23 protein-coding genes are annotated in these 21,575 nt (G+C 38.7%); 1 reads left to right on the forward strand and 22 read right to left on the reverse strand.

The window, feature by feature from the left end; all coding sequences use genetic code 11:
• Position 1: 1 nt before the first annotated feature.
• From ssuC to metG, 17 genes are all read right to left on the reverse strand, one after another.
• The gene (ssuC, locus tag JFU50_RS09640; RefSeq protein WP_201187798.1) at positions 2-781 is read right to left on the reverse strand and encodes an aliphatic sulfonate ABC transporter permease SsuC; all 780 of its coding nucleotides are present in this window, start codon (positions 779-781) and stop codon (positions 2-4) included.
• Positions 750-1,922 carry an FMNH2-dependent alkanesulfonate monooxygenase gene (gene ssuD / locus JFU50_RS09645; protein ID WP_201222473.1) on the reverse strand — a complete coding sequence of 391 codons (1,173 nt, stop codon included), beginning with the start codon at positions 1,920-1,922 and terminating at the stop codon, positions 750-752. Before ssuD ends, ssuC begins: the two co-directional genes overlap by 32 nt.
• A 13-nt stretch (positions 1,923-1,935) precedes the next feature.
• Positions 1,936-2,916: a sulfonate ABC transporter substrate-binding protein gene (locus JFU50_RS09650; protein ID WP_201187793.1), complete on the reverse strand. Its 981-nt coding sequence runs from the start codon at positions 2,914-2,916 to the stop codon at positions 1,936-1,938.
• Positions 2,917-3,254: 338 nt separating this feature from the next.
• Positions 3,255-4,208, reverse strand: a complete 954-nt coding sequence (locus tag JFU50_RS09655) for a ribose-phosphate diphosphokinase (protein ID WP_053348997.1) — start codon at positions 4,206-4,208, stop codon at positions 3,255-3,257.
• A gap of 15 nt (positions 4,209-4,223) precedes the next feature.
• Entirely contained in the window at positions 4,224-5,597 is a 1,374-nt protein-coding gene (gene glmU, locus JFU50_RS09660; protein WP_201187791.1) for a bifunctional UDP-N-acetylglucosamine diphosphorylase/glucosamine-1-phosphate N-acetyltransferase GlmU, read from the reverse strand.
• Between the two features lie 687 nt (positions 5,598-6,284).
• Positions 6,285-6,581, reverse strand: coding sequence for a septation regulator SpoVG (gene spoVG, locus JFU50_RS09665; RefSeq protein WP_034316332.1), 297 nt, complete (start codon positions 6,579-6,581; stop codon positions 6,285-6,287).
• A 199-nt stretch (positions 6,582-6,780) separates the two neighbouring features.
• On the reverse strand, positions 6,781-7,155 hold the full coding sequence (locus tag JFU50_RS09670; protein WP_053348999.1) for a RidA family protein: 375 nt from the start codon (positions 7,153-7,155) through the stop codon (positions 6,781-6,783).
• Positions 7,156-7,167: 12 nt separating this feature from the next.
• A complete protein-coding gene (gene purR / locus JFU50_RS09675; RefSeq protein WP_053349000.1) occupies positions 7,168-7,992 on the reverse strand; it encodes a pur operon repressor in 825 nt (274 codons plus the stop codon).
• Between the two features lie 61 nt (positions 7,993-8,053).
• Positions 8,054-8,923 (reverse strand): 4-(cytidine 5'-diphospho)-2-C-methyl-D-erythritol kinase, encoded by an 870-nt coding sequence (gene ispE, locus JFU50_RS09680; RefSeq protein WP_053349001.1) that lies wholly within the window; start codon positions 8,921-8,923, stop codon positions 8,054-8,056.
• Positions 8,924-9,246: 323 nt separating this feature from the next.
• Positions 9,247-9,423 carry a small, acid-soluble spore protein, alpha/beta type gene (locus JFU50_RS09685; protein ID WP_053349002.1) on the reverse strand — a complete coding sequence of 59 codons (177 nt, stop codon included), beginning with the start codon at positions 9,421-9,423 and terminating at the stop codon, positions 9,247-9,249.
• Positions 9,424-9,574: 151 nt separating this feature from the next.
• Positions 9,575-9,826, reverse strand: coding sequence for a biofilm formation stimulator Veg (veg, locus tag JFU50_RS09690; protein WP_034316343.1), 252 nt, complete (start codon positions 9,824-9,826; stop codon positions 9,575-9,577).
• Positions 9,827-10,138: 312 nt separating this feature from the next.
• On the reverse strand, positions 10,139-11,017 hold the full coding sequence (gene yabG / locus JFU50_RS09695) for a sporulation peptidase YabG (RefSeq protein ID WP_201187789.1): 879 nt from the start codon (positions 11,015-11,017) through the stop codon (positions 10,139-10,141).
• Between the two features lie 210 nt (positions 11,018-11,227).
• Complete coding sequence (rsmA, locus tag JFU50_RS09700) at positions 11,228-12,106, reverse strand: 16S rRNA (adenine(1518)-N(6)/adenine(1519)-N(6))-dimethyltransferase RsmA (protein ID WP_201187786.1); 879 nt, start codon at positions 12,104-12,106, stop codon at positions 11,228-11,230.
• A complete protein-coding gene (gene rnmV, locus JFU50_RS09705; RefSeq protein ID WP_201188168.1) occupies positions 12,099-12,662 on the reverse strand; it encodes a ribonuclease M5 in 564 nt (187 codons plus the stop codon). The genes rsmA and rnmV overlap by 8 nt, the downstream gene beginning before the upstream one ends.
• A gap of 282 nt (positions 12,663-12,944) precedes the next feature.
• The gene (locus JFU50_RS09710) at positions 12,945-14,099 is read right to left on the reverse strand and encodes a G5 and 3D domain-containing protein (RefSeq protein WP_242485348.1); all 1,155 of its coding nucleotides are present in this window, start codon (positions 14,097-14,099) and stop codon (positions 12,945-12,947) included.
• A gap of 275 nt (positions 14,100-14,374) precedes the next feature.
• Positions 14,375-15,142 carry a TatD family hydrolase gene (locus JFU50_RS09715; RefSeq protein ID WP_201222474.1) on the reverse strand — a complete coding sequence of 256 codons (768 nt, stop codon included), beginning with the start codon at positions 15,140-15,142 and terminating at the stop codon, positions 14,375-14,377.
• Between the two features lie 206 nt (positions 15,143-15,348).
• Positions 15,349-17,310 carry a methionine--tRNA ligase gene (metG, locus tag JFU50_RS09720; protein ID WP_201222475.1) on the reverse strand — a complete coding sequence of 654 codons (1,962 nt, stop codon included), beginning with the start codon at positions 17,308-17,310 and terminating at the stop codon, positions 15,349-15,351.
• 644 nt (positions 17,311-17,954) lie between these two features.
• Between metG and JFU50_RS09725 the strand changes: the two genes are divergently transcribed.
• On the forward strand, positions 17,955-18,239 hold the full coding sequence (locus JFU50_RS09725; protein WP_056525508.1) for an AbrB/MazE/SpoVT family DNA-binding domain-containing protein: 285 nt from the start codon (positions 17,955-17,957) through the stop codon (positions 18,237-18,239).
• Between the two features lie 61 nt (positions 18,240-18,300).
• Here JFU50_RS09725 and rsmI read toward each other — a convergent pair whose 3' ends face one another.
• The 5 genes from rsmI to JFU50_RS09750 all read right to left on the reverse strand — a co-directional run bounded on the left by rsmI (position 18,301) and on the right by JFU50_RS09750 (position 21,574).
• On the reverse strand, positions 18,301-19,182 hold the full coding sequence (gene rsmI, locus JFU50_RS09730) for a 16S rRNA (cytidine(1402)-2'-O)-methyltransferase (protein ID WP_201222476.1): 882 nt from the start codon (positions 19,180-19,182) through the stop codon (positions 18,301-18,303).
• 3 nt (positions 19,183-19,185) lie between these two features.
• A complete protein-coding gene (locus tag JFU50_RS09735; RefSeq protein ID WP_056525514.1) occupies positions 19,186-19,446 on the reverse strand; it encodes a GIY-YIG nuclease family protein in 261 nt (86 codons plus the stop codon).
• Positions 19,433-20,176 carry a tRNA1(Val) (adenine(37)-N6)-methyltransferase gene (locus JFU50_RS09740; RefSeq protein WP_053349011.1) on the reverse strand — a complete coding sequence of 248 codons (744 nt, stop codon included), beginning with the start codon at positions 20,174-20,176 and terminating at the stop codon, positions 19,433-19,435. The genes JFU50_RS09735 and JFU50_RS09740 overlap by 14 nt, the downstream gene beginning before the upstream one ends.
• A 178-nt stretch (positions 20,177-20,354) precedes the next feature.
• Positions 20,355-20,693: a DNA replication initiation control protein YabA gene (yabA, locus tag JFU50_RS09745; RefSeq protein WP_207196469.1), complete on the reverse strand. Its 339-nt coding sequence runs from the start codon at positions 20,691-20,693 to the stop codon at positions 20,355-20,357.
• Between the two features lie 50 nt (positions 20,694-20,743).
• Entirely contained in the window at positions 20,744-21,574 is an 831-nt protein-coding gene (locus JFU50_RS09750) for a PSP1 domain-containing protein (RefSeq protein ID WP_053349013.1), read from the reverse strand.
• Between the last annotated feature and the right edge of the window lies 1 nt (position 21,575).

The following is a 21,575-nucleotide window of genomic DNA, read 5'->3' on the forward strand; positions in this document are numbered from 1 at the left end:
CTCATTGGTATGATGGATGCCATTTCAAGCATCTTTTTTCTATTACCTTGGCAAAAACATCTGATATTTTCCCTAATAAAGCATATAAGAGAATACTGAGTACAACGATATCCATTCTCATGAATTCCCTGGCATTCATAGCCATATACCCAATTCCAGAATTGGCGGATATCGTTTCCGCGACTATTAATGTGACCCACATAATTCCAAGCGAAAAGCGGATGCCCACTAAAATGGATGGAAAAGCTGCAGGGAGAATCACGTTCCAGAATAAAGAAAAACCGCTTAACCCATAAACCTTCGCCGCTTCAATTAAACCTTTATCGACCGACTTCACACCATGAAACGTATTTAAATAGATCGGGAATAGAACTCCTAAGGCCACTAGGAATATTTTCGCTTCTTCCTCAATACCAAACCAAAGGATTACGAGCGGAATCAAGGCTAAATGTGGGATGTTTCGCAACATCTGAAGAGAAGTATCGAATAATGTTTCAGCAATGGTTGAAAGCCCATTTAACATACCAAGTACAAAACCAATAATCCCACCAATCAAAAAGCCGATTAAGGCACGCTGGGCACTGATGCCGATATAGTCTATAAGTTCTCCTGTTTTCAATAAAGCAATGCCTGCTTTAAGAACTTCAGTCGGAGCAGGTAATATCCGCTCCGACAGAATGCCCCACAATGACAGCAACTGCCAAGCTACCAGTAGAAAAACAGGTACAAGCCACGTTATGAAAGGGAACTTATTGAACTTTTTGTTTAACTTTTTCTTCATTTTTATTTTCACTTCCTTTTGTAGGGTAGTGGTTGTTGGCTAATATTTCTCCAAATGGACTCGTAGCTTTTGACACGGGACCTTGCAGCTGTTCAACAGGGAGTATAGGGAATAACAGTTCCGCCACTCGATATGCTTCTTCTAAATGAGGATAGCCAGATAAAACAAAGGATTCTACCCCAATTTCCTCATATTCTTTCATTCGTGCAGCAACGTTCTCTGCGCTTCCGACTAATGCTGTACCGGCGCCACCACGCACAAGACCTACACCTGCCCATAGGTTAGGGCTGATTTCAAGGGAATCCCTACTGCCGTTATGAAGTTGGGACATCCTCTTCTGACCAACTGAATCAAACCGCTCGAAAATCTTTTGTGAATTTTCGATCATTTCATCATCTACATATTTAATGAGTTCATCTGCTGCCTGCCAAGCCTCTTCTTCTGTTTCCCTTACAATGACATGCATACGGATACCAAATCGAACTTCGCGGCCGTACTCTGCTGCCTTTTTACGAACTTTTTCAATTTTTTCAGCCACTTGTGCTGGTGGTTCACCCCAAGTTAAATACACATCAATATGCTTTCCTGAAATATCAATGGCCGGGTCAGATGAACCTCCAAAGTATAGTGGAGGGTAAGGTTTTTGTACCGGAGGCAACAGAATATTCCCACCTTCAACCTTCAAGTGCTCCCCTTCAAAATTCACCTGTTCTTCAGACATTTCCGCTCTCCAAATATCCAAAAATTCATCTGTTAACCTATAACGATCCGTATGGTTCAGAAATACACCATCACCAGCCAATTCGACAGGATCTCCTCCAGTTACTACATTGATTAGAAGGCGACCACCCGACAGCCGGTCAAAGGACGCAGCCATCCGGGCTGCCAAGGTCGGTGACATTAAACCCGGACGAATGGCTACTAAAAATTTCATTCTTTCCGTTGCAGATATTAATGAAGATCCCACTACCCAGGCATCTTCACAAGACCGTCCAGTTGGAAGTAATGCTCCTTCAAACCCAAGATGGTCAACTGCCTGAGCAATTTGCTTCAAATAAGGAAGTGTAATAGGTCTCCCACCCTTAGTTGACCCTAAATAACGACTTTCTCCATGTGATGGAATAAACCAAAATACTTTCATTTTTATTTCCCCCTTAATTTTTTTTAACATCTATTGATGCATCGAAAACATTTACTTCGGTTGGAATTAATTTAAGATTGTAAAATGTATCAGCAATTTTTTGTTGGTCGTTCAGAGCCGTTTTTGAAATTTCCTCTAGTCCATATTCTTTTCTTTTTAATGTTTTATCTAATGCCTCAACACTCATCCCAATCTCTGGAGCTAAGAACTCTGCAACATCCTTTGGGTTTTCTTCAATCCACTTATCTACTTTTTTCAATTCCTCTTTAATAATTTTCAAGACTTCTTTATTCTCTGCGAATGTATCCGTTGCCAAAAAGAATTCTCGATTCGCCACTAATCCTTCTCCATCCTGAATCGTTTTTGTTTCAAGTTCTAGTTCCGCTGCAGATAGAAATGGGTCCCATATTACCCAAGCATCAATCTGATTTCCTTCAAAAGCAGCCCTCGCATCAGCCGGTGGCAAGTAGACGGGCTGAATATCGTCAAGAGTAAGATCCGCCTCCTCTAATGCTTTAACTAATAAATAATGAACATTGGACCCTTTATTCAAGCCTACTTTCTTGCCTTTTAAATCTTCCACACTCTTTATAGGCGAATCCTTTTGCACGACTATGGCTTCTCCTGAGGGGTTTGCTGGCTGATTAGCCACATAGACAAGTGGGGCCTTAGCAGCCTGTGCAAATATCGGTGGTGCCTCTCCTGTGTGCCCAAAATCAAGACTTCCAACATTCAAAGCCTCAAGCAGCTGAGGCCCAGCAGGAAATTCAGTCCACTTAACGGTATAACCCACTTCTTTTAAACGTGTTTCCAGCTCTCCTTTTGATTTTAAAATATTTAATGTCCCGAATTTTTGATAGCCGATTCTGATAGTCTTATCACTTTCTTTTGCGTTAGCACTCTTTGTACTGCTTTTTTCCTGCCCACATGCTCCTAATACCAGCATAATGATGCTAAGAATACTCAGTATCCACACATTGCGTTTTTTTTCCATACTATACACCCCTCATAAAACTGATTTGTATAAAATAAAAAGCTCCTTTTCTTCACCAAAAGTACAATAGGTCAAAAAGATGCCTAATGTGAGATGGTAAGTGAAAAGGAGCCTTCGGTAGCCCGATCGGCCATTTAATTTGTGAGCTTTTTTCTTACTCAGAACCAGAAAGAGAGTTTTTTCTTTAGATTCATAAAATATAAATTGAATATGTATACATATTAATATCAGTATTCGCACCTGTCAACTAAGAATTAATTTATTTTCGGAATAATTCAAATATTTTATATAAAAAAACATGGCGGACACTAGGCCCACCATGTTTTCTTTATTTTTTATCAATCAAATAATGTGCTAACAGATTGTTCTTCATGAACACGAATAATTGCTTCCGCAATCAAAGGAGCTACAGAAAGCCCAACAATTTTATCGATTTTCTTGTCTTCAGATAGAACAATCGAATTTGTTACGACCAGTTCCTTGATAGTTGAATTTTGAATCCGTTCGATAGCAGGGCCCGACAGGACTGGGTGTGTACAACAAGCATAGACTGCTTTCGCACCATTCTCTACAAGTGCATTAGCTGCAAGTGTAATAGTACCTGCTGTATCGATGATGTCATCAATCAGGATTGCCGTTTTACCTTCAATATTACCGATGATGTTCATGACTTCAGCCACATTCGGTCTTGGACGACGCTTATCGATAATAGCAATCGGTGCTTTTAAGCGATCTGCCATTTTACGGGCACGCGTTACTCCACCGTGATCCGGAGAAACGATGACAATGTCACTTAGATCTTTTTCTTTGAAGAAATCAGCTAAAATTGGAACTGCAACAAGGTGATCAATTAGAATATCAAAGAAACCTTGGATTTGTGGCGCGTGTAGATCCAATGTGATGACACGATGGGCACCAGCTGTTTCTAAAAGATTCGCTACAAGTTTAGCTGTAATTGGTTCACGAGCACGTGCTTTACGGTCTTGTCGAGCATAACCGTAATAAGGCATTACTATATTGATTGTTTTAGCTGAAGCACGTTTTAGAGCATCGATCATAATTAAAAGTTCCATTAAATTTTCATTGACTGGTTGGCTTGTTGATTGGATTACGTAAACGTCACAACCACGAATACTTTCTTCAATATTAATCTGAACTTCACCGTCACTGAAACTTGTTACGCTACATTTTCCAAGTTCAACACCGATTGCAGCAGCAATTTCTTGAGCTAAATCAAAGTTTGAATTTAAAGAGAATACTTTTAAATTAGGATCTAAATACTGATTTGACATGATGACCTCCGTGGGTTAATTATTAAATTTTAACTTTTTCACATAATCTTCTTTGTTTACTTGACGAGCACGAGCAACAGATAAAGCTTCCTGCGGTACATCTTGAGTGATGGTTGACCCAGCAGCTACATATGCCCCTTTTCCTATCGTTACAGGTGCAACAAGATTAGAATTACAGCCTATAAAAACATCGTCTTCAATCTTCGTCAAATGTTTATTTGTACCGTCATAATTCACGGTAATAGATCCGCAGCCAATATTAACATTCTCTCCAACCTCTGCATCCCCAATATAACTCAAATGAGAGGCTTTGCTTCCTTTACCAAAAACGGTTTTTTTAATTTCGACAAAATTACCGATTTTAACAGAATCCTGAATATCGGATTGAGGTCGAACATGTGCAAAAGGACCGATTTTAACTAAACTTCCAATACTGCTTTCGTGTACAACCGATTGGTGAATTTCAGTTCCATCACCAATTTCACAATCACTAATCTCCGAATTAGGACCAATCAGGCAATCCTGCCCGATAATACTTTTCCCTTTAATCAATGACCCAGGATAAATAACCGTATCCTGCCCAATTTTCACATCAGCTTCAATAAACGTTGTAAGTGGATCGATAATCGTTACACCATTTCTCATATGTGATTCATTGATACGACTCCGTAGAGTTTGCTCAGCCTGCGATAAAGCCACTCGGTCGTTTACACCCAATGTCTCATCAAAATCACTTGATTGAAAGGCTGTCACCGATTCGCCTTCTTCTTTTAAAATTTCAATAACATCCGGCAAATAATATTCACCTTGGACATTATCATTTGAAACTTTTTTCAGCGCGCTAAATAATGCCTGATTATCGAAACAATATGTACCGGTATTTATTTCCTTAACATATCTTTCTTCATCTGAGGCATCCTTATGCTCGACGATCTTTTCAACCAGGCCGTTCTCACTGCGAAGAACTCTTCCATAGCCATCCGGATTATCCGCATATGCTGTCAGAATCGTTGCTTTCGCCTTGCTTTGCTCATGCAATGTTATAAGCGCTTCCATCGTCTCTGCTTTGATTAACGGTGTATCTCCGCAAATAACAAGGGTAATTCCACTCTTATCGGATAAAACGTCTCCCGCTTGCATTACAGCATGTGCCGTGCCTAATTGCTGCTCTTGTAATGCATACTTGCAAGAATCACCAAGCTGTTCTTGAACTTTTTCAGCTCCATGGCCGATAACTGTTACAATATCTTCTATCTGAAGTTGATTGACTTGATCGATAACATGTTGTACCATTGGTTTTCCGCAAACAGGGTGTAAAACCTTGTAAAGCTTAGATTTCATCCTAGTACCTTGCCCAGCGGCCAAAATTATTGCATAGCGATTACTCATAACAGGCCTCCATTTTCACCTTTTTATCCACTAAAAATATTATCTCAAATAGTGATTCATTTCAAGGTAACAATTAAAAGTACATATTATTGTCAACAGCTAATTCAAGAAAAAGTTCAATTTTCTACCTACTCGCAAACTTTATTTTTGATGTTTTAGTATTTATTAAATCCTTTAAATATTAATTATTTGCCTACAAAAATGAGATTTTTTCATTATCCCCTTAATGGCTAGAAGTACACAAATGATATCTCCTCACCCTTTTTAATACGTTCCACTCCTTATGTTAAGGCATTGCTACAATTGCATTTTGCCCTATGTAAACATCATTTAGAAGCACAACCACTGTTGTAAACTTCCATTCCGAATCCGAGTTACCTAGTCATTTCACATTCAGACTTTCACAGGTTACGTTAACATTTTTACAAAATAGTTAAAATGCCTTTTAACTAAAAATAATAAAAAATTAGTGTGTCCAAAAATGTTTAAAAAATAAAAAGAGGGGGTATTTAAATTTTTGAAGATATTAACATAAATAATACAAAATAAGACAATAGTGGAACAAAAAGCGATTAAAGTTGTTAAGTAAAAAAACTATTCTGTTTTGAAACAATAAAAAAGAGCACTACTTATGAAGTAGGCTCTAGATGCACGAATTTTAAATTTAAAGTTCAAAATTAAGAGTGATTAAGAAGCTCCAGCTCCCGCTTCCTCTAATTCAGTTTCAAGTTCTCCTAATCGATGATATTCTGTCAAGACAGCTTCTTGAATTTTCCCGCGTGTAGAGGAATTGATTGGATGTGCGATATCTCGGAATTCTCCATCTGGAGTTCGTTTACTTGGCATTGCTACAAATAAACCATTGTTTCCGTCGATTACACGAATATCATGAACCACAAATTCATTATCCAGTGTAATTGATGCGATAGCTCTCATACGACCATCCGTATTCACACGGCGTAATCTTACGTCAGTTACTTCCATTTAAGCTCACCATCCCTTTTTGTTGTTGTTAAAACTTAAAGTACATATTCAACAAAAAAACGTGAACTCCTTCTATTATCTGTAAGTTTTTTAGAAAATTCAGCCTAGTTTTCAAAAAAAATAAAAATCCCCCTTAAATTTCAGGGAAAATGCCCATGACGAATTCCCCCTAAAAGAAGACAAAATAAAAAACGCCCGTTTATTTAACGAGCGCAACCACTTCTATTTCCACTAGTGCATCTTTAGGAAGACGTGCAACCTCTACACAAGAGCGTGCAGGCTTATGACTTGAAAAATATTCCCCGTATACCTCATTAATTGAACTGAAATCGTTCATACTTTTAATAAATACTGTAGCTTTAATGACTGTTTCTAAAGAGGCGCCTGCTTCTTTCAATACAGCCTGAAGATTTTTAAACACTTGATGTGTTTGTTCTTTAACATCTCCTGTTACCATTTCACCAGAAGCAGTAAGAGGAATTTGACCTGAACTGAAAAATAACTTATCTACGATCACGCCTTGTGAATATGGACCAATTGCAGCTGGTGCTTCATTCGTATGTATCGTTTTCATGAAAAATTCCCCCTAATTCTTTTTCGTAAGATAATTGCCACGACTGACATTTATTTTCTTATCTCTTTCAACTACCTGCGTCAATTTAATTAATGAAACATAGTCCTCTACGAGACATTCTTCTGTATGTTCGGATTCCACTAGCACGGCAATTCCGGCAACGGTAGCCTTAAATTCATCCAGCAAGCTGACCATACCATTAATCGTACCTCCAGCTTTCATGAAATCATCAACAATCAATACATTCGAACCCTCTACCAGACTTCTTTTTGAGAGCACCATTGTCTGAATTCTCTTTGATGAGCCAGAAACATAGTTAATACTCACTGTAGAACCTTCTGTTACTTTATTATTTCTTCTTACTATGACAACAGGAACATTCAAATAATTTGCCACTGCGTATGCTAATGATATCCCTTTGGTTGCCATTGTCATGATGACTGAGACATTTTTTTTAGCATACATGGAAGCGATTATTCTGCCAACCTTATTCACCGTTTGCGGATGTCCTAATATGTCGGTCATATACAGATAGCCGCCCGGAAGTAGCCTTTCAGGACTAGCGATTGTATCGCATAGTTCATCTATAAAGGCATTGGCTTCATCTTCCTTGATGGAAACAATATATTTCACTCCACCCGCGGCACCTGGCACGGTCGTTAAAGACCCTATACCGCGTTGTTCAAAGGTATCTTTAATGATTGTTAAATCCTCACTTATCGAAGATTTGGCAGAACTATACCTTTCAGCAAAGTAGGTCAGCGAAACAAGTTCCCCTGGATGTTCTAATAAATAATTTGTCATATCGACTAGCCTCTCGCTGCGACGAAATTTCATTGAAACACCCCCTTTGTAAATTCCGAATATTATATTGCAACTATACCATTAATGTACGTATCTATTCAAGGTCGTTTCGATCACCTAACAAGCGCACTGCATAGACTTGATCACAAAATCCGCGAAGACCATTATAAATTCTTTGCATGCGGGAATCATGTTCCACCAAACCAAAAACGGTCGGACCGCTTCCGCTCATTAAGACAGAATCTGCTCCAAATGTCTTCATTTGATCTTTAATATTCGCAACCTCGGGATATAACTGCAACGTCACTTGCTCAAGTACATTCCCCAAACCTTGGCAAACATCTTGATAGCTGCTTTCCTTAATGGCTGAAATCATACTAGGGACATCAGGATGTTCCATTTTTGCAATTTGCAGCCTTTTGTAAATATCAGCAGTCGATACACCGATTGTCGGTTTAGCTAAAATAACCCAGCATTTTGGCGGTGCAGGAAGATGCGTGATTTTTTCCCCACGGCCCCTAGCCAACGCCGTACCCCCATACACACAAAATGACACATCAGAGCCAATCTCAGCTCCAATTTCCGCAAGCTCATCCATAGAAAGACCAAGCTTCCACAGTCTATTCAAACCTCTTAATGTAGCAGCGGCATCACTGCTTCCACCTGCAAGTCCTGCTGCTACAGGTATATTTTTCTCTATAGTAATAGAAACACCTTTATTAATTCCAAAACGTTCCTTTAGGATAAATGCAGCTTGATAAGCTAAATTCCGATGATCATCCGGAACAAATCGATTATGGGATAGAATCTGAATGTGATTTCCCTTTATTTCTTTTAGTTCAATTCTATCGGCAAGGTCGACTGTCGTCATGATCATTTCTACCTCATGATACCCATCAGGCCGTTTGAAAAGCACATCCAAAGCCAAATTAATCTTAGCCGGGGCTTTTTCCATAAGCTTCAATATGTCCACCTACTTTAACGTTCTTAAAAGTTCTTGTCCTATTTTATCATATTTGTTTATATTCTAAAGGTTTTTTCATCGTAATTTCAATGTATTGAAGTGGAGATTGAACTATAGAGGGGAATAGTCACCTATAGACACTTGGAAGAAGGGATCGCTCCTACTCCACAAAAAGTGTGAATATGCAGCCGATTTGTATTGATCCATGCATAAAAAAACCAGACTCCATATCTACAATGTAAGCATAAATGAATATGACTATACATTGTAGAAAGAGTCTGGCCTTGTTTATAAGGACAGCATGATTCCATTTAGTGTTTGTCTTACTCTTTATCCACCAATTGACGTTGTGCTTTTTCGACAGCTAGTTTTACCATGTTTCCTGCGTCCCGAGCTCGAATTCCTCCCCAGCCCTCTTTCTGGACAACATCGTAAAATCCAAGTTCTTTTGCCAATTCCTCTTTAAAACCTTCTGACATAATCCCTTTTTTTCTACTCAAGCGAAACAACCCCTTTCACATGCTGTCACATGCCTAGTGTTTGCATCATACGCTATTTCATAACACCCTTTTTCATCCTAAACTAGTTAGTATTAGATATTTAACACAAAACAAAAAGCAGCAAACATAATTGTTCGCTGCCTCCTCTAAGTTACATCTCTTGTTGTTTGTTTAAAAATGTTAGTTCCACGGTTTCCGTTAAAACATCCGCATAGCTGTAAGATACTCTTTCAAACGCATTTTCATCTTGGTCGAGCTCAATTACAAAAACAGCCGGATAAGTTTCCGCCAAAGTTCCAAAACGTTCTACAGTCTTTCTTCTTCCACCGTTTGCTTTTAAAAGCAATCTTTTACCTAGGTTTGAATCAAGTGCAGTTTTAATATCAGCTAGAGTTTTTGGCATTTTCGGTCCACCTCACTAAGTTTAGTATATCACAAATTGTAAATATACGCAAACAAAATAATAAATTATATCAGCACTTAAAAATGTAGTCAATATATTTTTACCTGAAATTCGGCAAAATCGCGAACATTTTTATTATATCCTGGTAAATGAGAAAATATGTAAACGAACTATTCATTATAAAATATGCCGAATTTTCGTAAATAAATCCACTTCTAGGCTCTTTTCATCTAGAAAAAGCAGATTATTTGTTATGATATCCGAATTCTAACATGATAAAAGCGAGCTGCATTCTTTCAAAATGCAGCTCGTTTATTCTTCCTGAAATGGCTTAAAGGGAAGCCCTGTCCGCAGCACCCCTTTTGTTTCAACTCCACCTAAACCTTTCTCTCCCGTTAACGTATTCCGAAGAACATCCCATACATGGATATGTTCTATAAAAGGCGTAAAGCTTACCTTCCCGACAATATATACTGGATCAAGAGCATGTATATTAACACGTGAAGGTGAGCTTGCGAAATTGGCCCCAGCTTGGATAAGGGATTCAAAATGGGATTGACAAGCTCCTGCAAATATAATCAATTGATCCAAATGAGATACCTTCTTCCTCGCCTCTCGTACGGTCTGTACAAAGTCCCTTGAGTGACGATAGGCATTGATATCGCTCATTGGTCCTTTTGATTTAGAATAGGCATCATGACCAGTGACAACAAGGATATCCGGCCTGTAATGGTCCAATAACCCCCCTATTCGCTGGGCCATTTCCTTTTCGTTGCAATAGACACCGTTAACTGGAATACCGAATTTCTGATATAAATCCAGGCATTTCCTAAGGTAGGAAGCATCACCGTCCACATGAAGCACCCTACCTGGTATCTGAAAATATTCGCCACTATAGCGGTACCCATTACTGGATAGATAGCCGCTTTTTTGTTGCTGCAGCTCTAAGTCCTGTGTTAATAAGCGGTAAGATTGTTCCTGAAGTACCTCATTGGACCTTTGTCGGACATTTCTCTCATTATCATTTATTATCATTAAGTCTTGAAAAGGTGCATCTGCAATCAATCGGATATCTTCCCCATAAAGAATCGCTTCACGTCTTCCATCAATATCACGGATATCGATTACTCGAAACAACACGTCGCATTTATAAGAAACCCGACCAACAATATCGTTTATTTGAATATTCATGGCCTCACCCCATGAGAAGACTTATTTTCAGCCCGCCCTAGATTATTTTCATTCTTAAGTTATGCGAACCATTCTTGAAAGGTGAAAGTAAAGGAGACTACATATATCTATTGGAAGAAGAAGTCTATTCCCCTAAGGCTATGCTTAGATAAAAAAAAGCCGGAAGCTGGGAGTAGACCCGTTCCGACTAAAACTTTTCTAACATTTACCTTATTTGAAATTCGGTAATAACGCATCACTCAAGCGGCCAAATTCCTTAATGCTTAGTGTTTCACCACGTCTTGTTGGATCCACGTCTGAGGCTTCGAGAGCGTCAAGGATAAGTTCTTTTTTCGATTTCCCATCTGGTAGTTGACTTGTTAAGTTATTTAAAATCGTTTTCCGACGTTGCGCGAAACTAGCACGGGTAACAATAAATAAGAAATCCTCATCTTGTACTTCAACAATCGGCTTAACCCGCTTAGTCAGACGTATTACCGCTGAATCGACATTAGGTTGCGGCATGAAAACCGTTTTCGGCACAATCATCACTGTTTCTGCTTCGGTATAATATTGGATGGCGATGGATAAAGAACCATATTCCTTTGTCCCAGGTTTAGCAGCAATTCGATCAGCCACTTCTTTTTGCAACATACACACAATGCCTCTTATGGGAAGGTTCTCAGACAAAAGCTTTAAAATAATAGGTGTTGTGACATAGTAAGGTAGATTTGCAACAACCATCAAGTCTGAGATATCAGCGAATTCCTCTTCAATGACCTTTTTTACATCCGCTTTTAGAATATCCTCATGAATGATGTTCACATTGTTATAAGGTGACAGTGTATCCGATAAAATCGGCAGCAAACGCTGATCAATCTCAAAAGCCGTGACTTTTTTGCTACTTTTCGCTAGTTGTTCCGTCAAGGCGCCTATTCCCGGCCCAATTTCAATGGCGCCGCTTTCCTCGGTCAACTCAGCATGATCGACAATACGTTTCAAAATATTCGTATCAATTAAGAAGTTTTGGCCTAAGCTCTTTTTAAAAGAGAATCCGTGCTTCTTTAGTATTTCTTTCGTTCTGACAGGGGTTGCAATATCCTTATTCATGTTTTTCCTCCTGATTTATCTGTACAATTGCTTCATAAAAAGCCTCAGTTGATATTTGGAACATTTTTAATCTCTTATATAACTGTTTCCCATTTGTAAAACCAATCTTCAAGATAGAGCCAAGTCTTTCCCTTCGCTCTTTGGCACCTGATCCTCCGATTAAACCTGCATCTATTAAATCCTGCTGTGAAATCTCTTCTGAAGCCTCTTCATCCATTAATTGAGCGTCTTTCAAGGCATTACGAATTGCTTCAGGGGAAGCGTGCTCCACACCTATCCCTCTCCCAGACTTAGGAAGTGCTTCTTTTTTCGTTAAAAAGGCGTGTTTACAGCCTTTTACTTGTTCTGAAATTATATTCCTGATTTTTTGTCCAGGAAAGTCCGGATCTGTAAAAATGATAACTCCTCGTGTCTCTTGTGCAAGCTTTACCTGCTCAATGCAGGATTCATTCACCGCAGAACCATTCGTTTCTATTGTATCAGCATTAACAGCCCTTTTTATCGCTACCGTATCATCTTTACCTTCTACAACAATTATTTCTTTGATTTTTTTCATGTTTTCCTCCATACAGAAAAGCGCAAGCACTTTGATTAGCTCTTTAAAACGGACTTTACTCAGATAGACAATTACCTTTTGAGTCATCGTTTTTCCCATGAGTTAGAATCTAGAACTAGACACCATTGCTAAATAAAAATAATTTTACCGCTTATTGTGGAAACCCTATGACTTATTGAATCGTCTATCTTATTAAAACAGTTTTACACTGGGGTTTTCAACAAATGGAAAATAAAACGTCAAAAAACAGGAGACAATTTATCTCCTGCGAGAGAAACCTTATTAGTTCAATACGCGAATCTTTACTTTCTTTACACCCCAGCGATATGCATCATTTTTTGAGGAAAAGAAGACATCTATCCTATTTCCCTTTATCGCTCCGCCTTTGTCAGCAGCTACTGCATAGCCATAACCTTCTACATATACTTTCGAACCCATTGGAATTACACTTGGATCGACCGCAATAATTTTGGCATCAGGATTACTCTTAAGGTCCACACCCGTTGAAGTAACACCTGAACAGCCCTTACAACTTGCTGTATAAGCCGTTGATGAAACATAAATCTCTTTTCCACTTGTAGAATTAACATTACTCGCTCCGCGTGATGCCTGAGCAACCGTCGTTTTTGTTCCGACCGTTATAACCTTATCCTGCTTTTTATTTACGACTTTTTCTGAAAGTAATTTTCTTTTGACCTCTTTGCCATTCTCCTTAATAACTTCATATTCCTTAGAAATGAGTCCGTCTTTTCCTTCTTTGACGATATTCTCTTTCCCTTTCGATAAGGAGTCATCTTTTTTAGTTATGACAGCAAAGTCCACTGGTTCTTCCACTACATCGGTGACTTTTTCAATTCGAATAACGTTTACCGTATTCTTAGCTTCAACTTTTTCGACTAATCCCGGCTCAACTCGATCCAAATCATTGAGCTTTACACCTTGTTGCTTTAAAAAGTCAGCGACAGTAGTCGAAGTTGACCATACCTGCTTTTCGTTTCCACCTACCACTAATTTTAGTGAAAAAGCCTTATCGATGGCAACTTCCATATTCGCTTCCATCTTCGTGTTTTTTGAAGGTGTGATTTTATCCTTCTCATTCACTTCAAGGTCTTGTTCCTTTAAAAATTCTTCCACCGTATCGGCTGTTGACCAAACCTCCTCAGTCTCTTCATCTTGTACCAAAGTAATTTTTTGAGCAGGCTTCCAGACAACTTCTAGATTATCCTCTACCTTACTGTCTCCTGAAGGGTGGACATAGTCCGCAGCTTGTACGGTAATCTCTAAATCTTTTAACATATCATTTACAGTAGCTGCGTGTGTCCGCACTACCTCTTTTTTTCCGTCCAGCATTATTGTAACAGTATGCTTTGTTCCTTGATGGATTAGTATTCCCAGTGCCGTAGAAACAAGAATCGCACTGCATATTGCAATTACCATTCTCTTCTTTCCTAGCTTGGGAATAAGGTTTTTCATAGTTTTTAATAGAATGAAAAACTCCTCCTTCCTCCCGGTGATTATATAGACATAGTTATCAAGCTGTCAACCCATTCACTTCTCATTCAGGAAATTACTACCTATTATGCATATTCTCTATTGAAAAGGAAAGGGCGAATTCTCGACATAATATGCCTATGATAGGAGTGAGATTTGTAGAAACCTTAAAAAATGCGATTTTAGTTAGCAGACCCCGGGAGATAGTGTCAAAAATGCTGTCAGTTAATGCCGAATAATTTCTTAGCATTATCCGTCGTCGCTTGAGAAACTTCCTCTACTGAAAGTTGTTTAATTTCAGCGATTTGTTCAGCGACAAGCTTCACATAGGACGGTTCATTACGCTTTCCTCTATAAGGGTGTGGTGCTAAATAGGGGCAGTCTGTTTCGATTAGTAGACGATCTAAAGGTACTGCAGCTGCCACCTCTTTTGGCTTTTTCGCATTTTTAAAGGTTACAGGACCTCCCAATGAAATATAGAAGTTCATATCAATACATTCCATTGCCGTTTCAGCACTACCACTAAAGCAATGCATGATGCCTCCTACTTCTGATGCCTCTTCTTCCTTTAATATGTTCACGATATCCGCGGTCGCTTCCCGATTATGGATGATAATGGGTAGACCTACCTTTTTAGCCAATCGGATTTGCTTCCTGAACACCTCCATTTGGATAGCTTTCGGTGATTTATCCCAATGATAGTCAAGTCCCATCTCTCCTATAGCCACAACCTTAGGATGAGAGGATAGATCCTCAATCCATTTTAAGTCTTCTTCTGTCATATCTATCGCATCTACAGGATGCCAACCGACTGCAGCATACATAAAATCATAAGTTTCTATTAATTCCATCGCTCTAGTTATAGTTGGTCGGTCAAACCCGACGACAACCATATTATTCACTCCTGCTTCCTGTGCTCTTTCGATGACGTCTTCGAGGTCCTCGTTGAATTGCTCCGCATTTACATGCACATGTGTATCAAATAACATACTTTTCTTCCTTTCTAGCACTATTTTATAAAAAAATGAGAGTTTTATGTTTCACATTTAGGTAACAAAAATATTACAAATATTCCCTTTATGTATCAACACCAAATATATGACTAAAAACATAGACCCTATAATAGTTATGTTTTCCAAAAGTATAAAGAAAAAACATAAAAGTGTTTCATATGAAACACTTTTATGTTTTGAGTTTATTTTACCTTCGAACCATTTGGAATGGAGGCATCTATTGTAGCAACAGAGAGAACACCATCCTGGCTACCAGCCAAAATCATCCCCTGAGAAAGCTCGCCACGAAGCTTCACAGGTTTCAAATTCGTTACACAAATCACTTTTTTCCCTACTAAATCTTCAGGTTTATAGTGTTGAGCAATACCTGAGACAACCTGCCGCTTTTCATATCCTAAATCAAGCTGCAATTTAAGAAGCTTATCTGTTTTCTTTACTGGCACTACTTCTATGACCTGAGCTACACGAAGCTCTACTTTTGTAAAGTCATCAATAGTAATTTCATCAACCTCTGGAATAGTCTCTTCTACTTTTTCTGCAACCTTAGGTGTTCCACCCTGCATTTGTTCTTTAATATATAAAACTTCCTCTTCCATGTCTAAACGAGGGAAGATTGGATCTCCCTTTAGCACTTTTGTTTCAGAAGGAATCTGACCGAAGTCCGCTAAGCTATCCCACGACTTTAAAATTTCATCCTGGATGTTAAGCTGAGCAAAGATTTTTTCCGGTGTTTGTGTCAAAAATGGTTTCAGAAGGATAGCCGTCCTGCGTAAAGATTCTGCCAAATGCACCATAACACTCGCAAGCTCTTCTTTTGTTGCTTCATCTTTTGCAAGCATCCATGGCTGAGTTTCATCGATGAACTTATTTGTTCTGCTGACAAGCTGCCAAATAGATGTTAAAGCAACTGAAAATTCCATGTTCTCCATGGCTTCCTCATACTTGCCCACAGTATCTTGATTCATTTCTAACAGTGCCTTTTCAAACTCATTATTCGAACCTTTGTAACTTGGAATTACACCGTCAAAATACTTATTGACCATTGCTACTGTTCGATTTAATAAGTTCCCTAAATCATTCGCCAGATCAAAATTGATTCTTTCTACAAATCCTTCCGGCGTAAATACTCCATCTGAACCAAATGGAACTTCGCGTAGAAGGTAATAGCGTAATGAATCCAAGCCATATCGATCAATTAATGTAACAGGGTTGACTACATTTCCCTTTGATTTCGACATCTTACCGTCTTTCATGAGCAGCCATCCGTGGGCAAAAACTTTCTTAGGAAGCGGTATGTCCAGAGCCATTAACATAATAGGCCAGTAAATCGTATGGAAACGAACAATTTCCTTTCCGACTAGATGCACATCCGCCGGCCAATAATTCAGGTATTTAGAATCATTATCCGTTCCATACCCTAAAGCTGTAATATAATTAGTCAACGCATCAATCCAGACATAAATAACATGCTTTGGATTTCCTGGTACTTTAATACCCCAATCGAACGTTGTACGGGAAACAGCCAAATCTTCCAATCCTGGTTTAATGAAGTTATTAATCATTTCATTTTTACGGGATTCCGGTTGTATGAACTCTGGGTTTTCCTCATAAAACTTTAGCAACCGATCTGCATACTTACTCATCTTGAAGAAATAAGACTCTTCTTTTACCTTTTCAACAGGTCTTCCGCAATCTGGACAGTTTCCATTGCTTTCTTCAACCTGACGTTCCGTGAAGAAAGATTCGCAAGGTGTACAGTATAATCCTTCATATTCGTCCAAGTATATATCGCCCTGATCAAGTAACTTCTTGAAGATTTTGGCTACCACATCTTTATGACGATCTTCGGTTGTCCTAATGAAATCATCATAAGAGATATCAAGCTTTTGCCAAAGCTCTTTAATTCCTGATACGATATTATCTACATATTGCTGCGGAGTAATTCCCTCTTCCGCCGCTTTACGCTGGATTTTTTGACCGTGTTCATCTGTTCCTGTTAAGTACATCACATCAAAGCCACGCATCCTTTTATAACGAGCCATAGCATCCCCTGCCACTGTCGTATACGCATGCCCTATATGTAAATTACCACTAGGATAATATATGGGTGTTGTAATATAAAATGTTTTTAATTTATCCTGCACTTTATTCCCTCCTCAACTTTTAAAAAACTGGCTTTAGGACTTGGCCAAGCCAATGAGACTACTTTAAAACTATTATCTCTATTTTAACTCTATATACTATTCTACGCGACAAGAATCATTAATCAAATTATCTTGATAATAGAATAAAAAATATTATAAGTAGATACCCCAGTTAAACCTTCGATATCAGGACACACGCCCCCATATTATGTAAGCATTACCTCTTACCTCAACAAAATATACCTAATATTTATTTTTTGTGCAACAAATCACATAATTTAAAGTCTTTTCCAAGAAAATTATCCTTAATTCAGAACTTATACTTTGAAACTAAATTGGATTTAATCATATAATAGAGAAGCGTGTTCTTCATGCGTAGTTTGTCGAATCATGCTGAAGTAAGTAGTTCCTTGTTACTGATTTAATCTTCGCATAAAACGAAATTGCTGGATTTTTCTCTTTCCCAGCCTTTTTGCTTCCTTGGGAAGAAAAGCTATACTCTCTTCTTACAAAAAAATGAAAATAAATCATTGACGAATTTGGGAATGGCTGGTATTATAAATTTATAAAAAAATTTGTCGAATATTGGCGAAAAAAATAGAAAATGGGTACTAGATTGTAAACTGAGAGGAGAATTTTCAAAAATGAAATCTACAGGAATCGTTCGTAAAGTTGATGAGTTAGGCCGGGTGGTTATTCCAATCGAGCTTCGCCGTACATTGGGAATCGCTGAGAAAGACGCTCTTGAAATCTATGTTGATGACGAGCGCATCATCTTGAAAAAATACAAACCAAACATGACTTGCCAAGTTACTGGTGAAGTTTCTGATAATAATCTTACACTTGCAAACGGTAAATTAATTCTTAGTCGTGAAGGCGCTGAATTACTTATCCAAGAAATTCAACAAAACTTTTCAACTTCTAAATAAATGATATAAATAAAAAAACTTCCGATCTTCGGAAGTTTTTTTTATTGCTTACTTAAACATATTATTGTTCATCAATGTGGTACGCCTGGTATACGTCGCGTTTTTGTATATTACGGTCTTTTGCGACCTGCTTGATAGCATCCTTGGAGGTAACCTGTTTGGTTTCTATATAATAATTGACATGACCAACAATGTCAAAGGCCATCCACCATGCTTCTTCAGGCTCTTCCTCCAACCATTGCGCCCCTTCTATTATCAAACAGAACTCACCGCGTATCTCGGATTCCACTGCCCACGCCAATGCCTCACTTACCGTCCCACGAATGAACTCTTCAAACTTCTTCGTTAATTCACGGCATAATACAATCCGGCGGTCTCCTAGAATTTCATGCATATGTTTTAATGTTTCTTTTAAACGATGTGGCGATTCATAGACAATCCATGTCGCTTCCATTTTTTTCAACTTCTCTAGCTCTTGCTTTTTTTCTTTTGCTCCCCGCTGTAAAAAGCCATAAAAGTAAAAAGGCTGTGGCGCAAGACCCGAAGCAATCAACGCAGTTAATGCAGCATTAGCACCCGGCAATGGGATGACCTTAAACTGCTCATCAATCGCATCTTTAACCAGTTCATATCCAGGGTCAGAAATTGTCGGCAGACCAGCATCACTGACTAAGGCTATTACTTCTCCTGAACGAAGCCTCTCAAGCATCTGCTTCCCGCTATATTCCTTATTATGTTCATGGTAACTAACGATAGGGGTCGAAATTTCAAAGTAATTACATAGTTTCTTCGTGTTTCGCGTGTCCTCAGCAGCAATAACATCCGCTTCCTTTAAAATTCTCAAAGCCCGGAAGCTCATATCCTCAAGATTTCCGATCGGTGTAGGAACTAGATATAGGGCCGGCTCCAATCCTTCTTTTTCAAAACTCTTTTGCTGCCACATAGGTTACTTATCCTCCTTTGCCATCCACTTTTGTTTTTGTTTTCTTGTTAATTGCTTAAACTGGTATTCTGCCTGCATGGCTAATGTCTGAGATTCAAACGTTTCATGATAAATCAGTTCAACCGGGGTACGTCCCCGTGTATACTTCGCCCCCTTGCCTTGATTATGCGTGTCGACCCTACGATCTAAGTTATTTGTATACCCTGCATAATAGCTGCCATCCTTGCATTTCAACACATAAAAATAATGCCTATTCTTCTCCATATAAAATCCTTCTGATTTCCGGATTATATTCATTTTGTTCATTATACACAACAAGAGGTGGGAGAATCTTTAAATCAGGGCTTCCGTCCTTTATCCCTTCAATAAGAATCGTATTTGCTTCTTTTGTGCTTTTTGGATAAACAAATTGTAGTCGCTTTGGTTCAATCCTGTACACTCTCATTAAATGTAAAATATCCATTAAACGGCCAGGCCTATGAACGAATGCTGCTTTGCCACCCTGACGTAATAACTGACTTGAGACACGCATTACGTCCTCAAGGTTACACATAATTTCATGCCGAGCAATTGCAAAATGCTCATTCTTATTTATTTCCTCGATCGATGGAGTAGGAAAATAGGGTGGATTACATGTTACCACGTCATATTTACTATACCCTATCTGTTTTGGAATCTCTTTTATATCTCCATGAATCATCTCAATCTGGGAGGATACGTCATTATAATCTACGCTTCTCTGAGCCATGTCATATAACCGCTCTTGAATCTCGATACCTTTAATTGTTCCTTTCGTTCTTGTGCTCAACAGCAATGGTATAACCCCATTTCCTGAGCAAAGATCGACGAGTTTTCCTTTTTGAATCGGCACGTTTACGAACCTTGATAATAAAACGGCATCTAATGAGAAAGAAAACACCGATGGGCTTTGGATGATTCTTAAATTCTCAGCCAATAGATAATCGAGGCGTTCATCTCCTTTAAGTTCTACCAATGCTGTTACCCTCCTATATATGTATAGAAAAAGCATGTTTAGGGCCCATGCTTTAACATATCTATCGTACAAAAAGGGTCTGACTCATAGTAAGCGTCAGACCCCGAATCACTATATATTGTAAACGGTCTATCTATCACGTAAAAGAGATGGAACATTCTTTTATATTATTCCATTTTCACTTCTTGTTTAAAAAAGATAAACAGAACAGGCAATCTCCTTCTTTTCGTAAACTCCCAAAATGCAGATTACAAATATGGAAGCCTTCTTGATAGATACGGGCTAGATTGTCATAGCCTTCCCCGATATCCATAACCTTTTCCGCACTCGCAGTACGATTTTTTACTTTTTGTTTAACCTTTACAGAAGCAGGTGCACTCTCGACTTCCACAAGGCCTAATCGATGACGTAAGTGCTCGTTTTCCAACTTGAGCGACTGATTTTCCTCGAGAATTTCCGCTAGATTCTGCTTCAATTCACCAAGCTGTTTATATAATTGGCCTATCTGCGTTTCCATATTGGTCACCGACTCAAAAATATCTTTCTTATCCACGCTCTCCCACCACCTTAATAATCTGTGGCTTGAATAGAAACGGCTCCCTCTTTTAGAATCTCATCTAAAGTATACTCTAATACTCTTTCCTGCTCGATTAGTTCAATCTGAAGTACGCGTTCTAGAATATTAAGCCCCACTACCTTGCCTTTGCCACCAGGCGTATTAATCATTTCACCTAAATCAGGAAGCATTTCCTTCGCACTTTCATACTCATCATTTTCATATTTCAGACAGCACATCAATCGACCGCATAATCCTGAGATTTTTGTAGGGTTCAATGATAAATTTTGATCCTTCGCCATTTTGATTGAAACAGGTTCAAAATCACCAAGAAACGTTGAGCAACATAGCATTCTGCCACATGGCCCGATTCCTCCAAGCATTTTTGCCTCATCCCTGACCCCAATTTGGCGCAGTTCAATCCGTGTTCTGAATATGGCAGCTAAATCTTTGACTAAATCTCGGAAATCCACGCGACCATCCGCTGTAAAATAAAATACAACTTTATTTCTGTCGAACGTATATGACACATCTACAAGCTTCATATCCAGCTTATGCTCATCGACCTTTTGACAACATATAGAATAAGCCTCTTCTGCAGCTGCCTTGTTTTCGTCAACAATTAACTTATCTTTTGCATCGGCAACCCGAAGTACCTTTTTCAATGGCAGGACAACATCATTTTCATCTACTTGTTTACGGGCTGTAACAACTTTACCGAATTCAACACCGCGGACAGTCTCCACTATTACAAAATCGTCCTTAGGAATAGCGAATTCACCCGGATCAAAGTAGTATATTTTGCCCGCTTTTTTAAAACGGACACCTACAACATCATACAAA

Origin of the sequence: Peribacillus sp. TH14 (genome assembly GCF_016651145.1) — a bacterium.
Taxonomy (GTDB): Bacteria; Bacillota; Bacilli; order Bacillales; family DSM-1321; genus Peribacillus; species Peribacillus butanolivorans.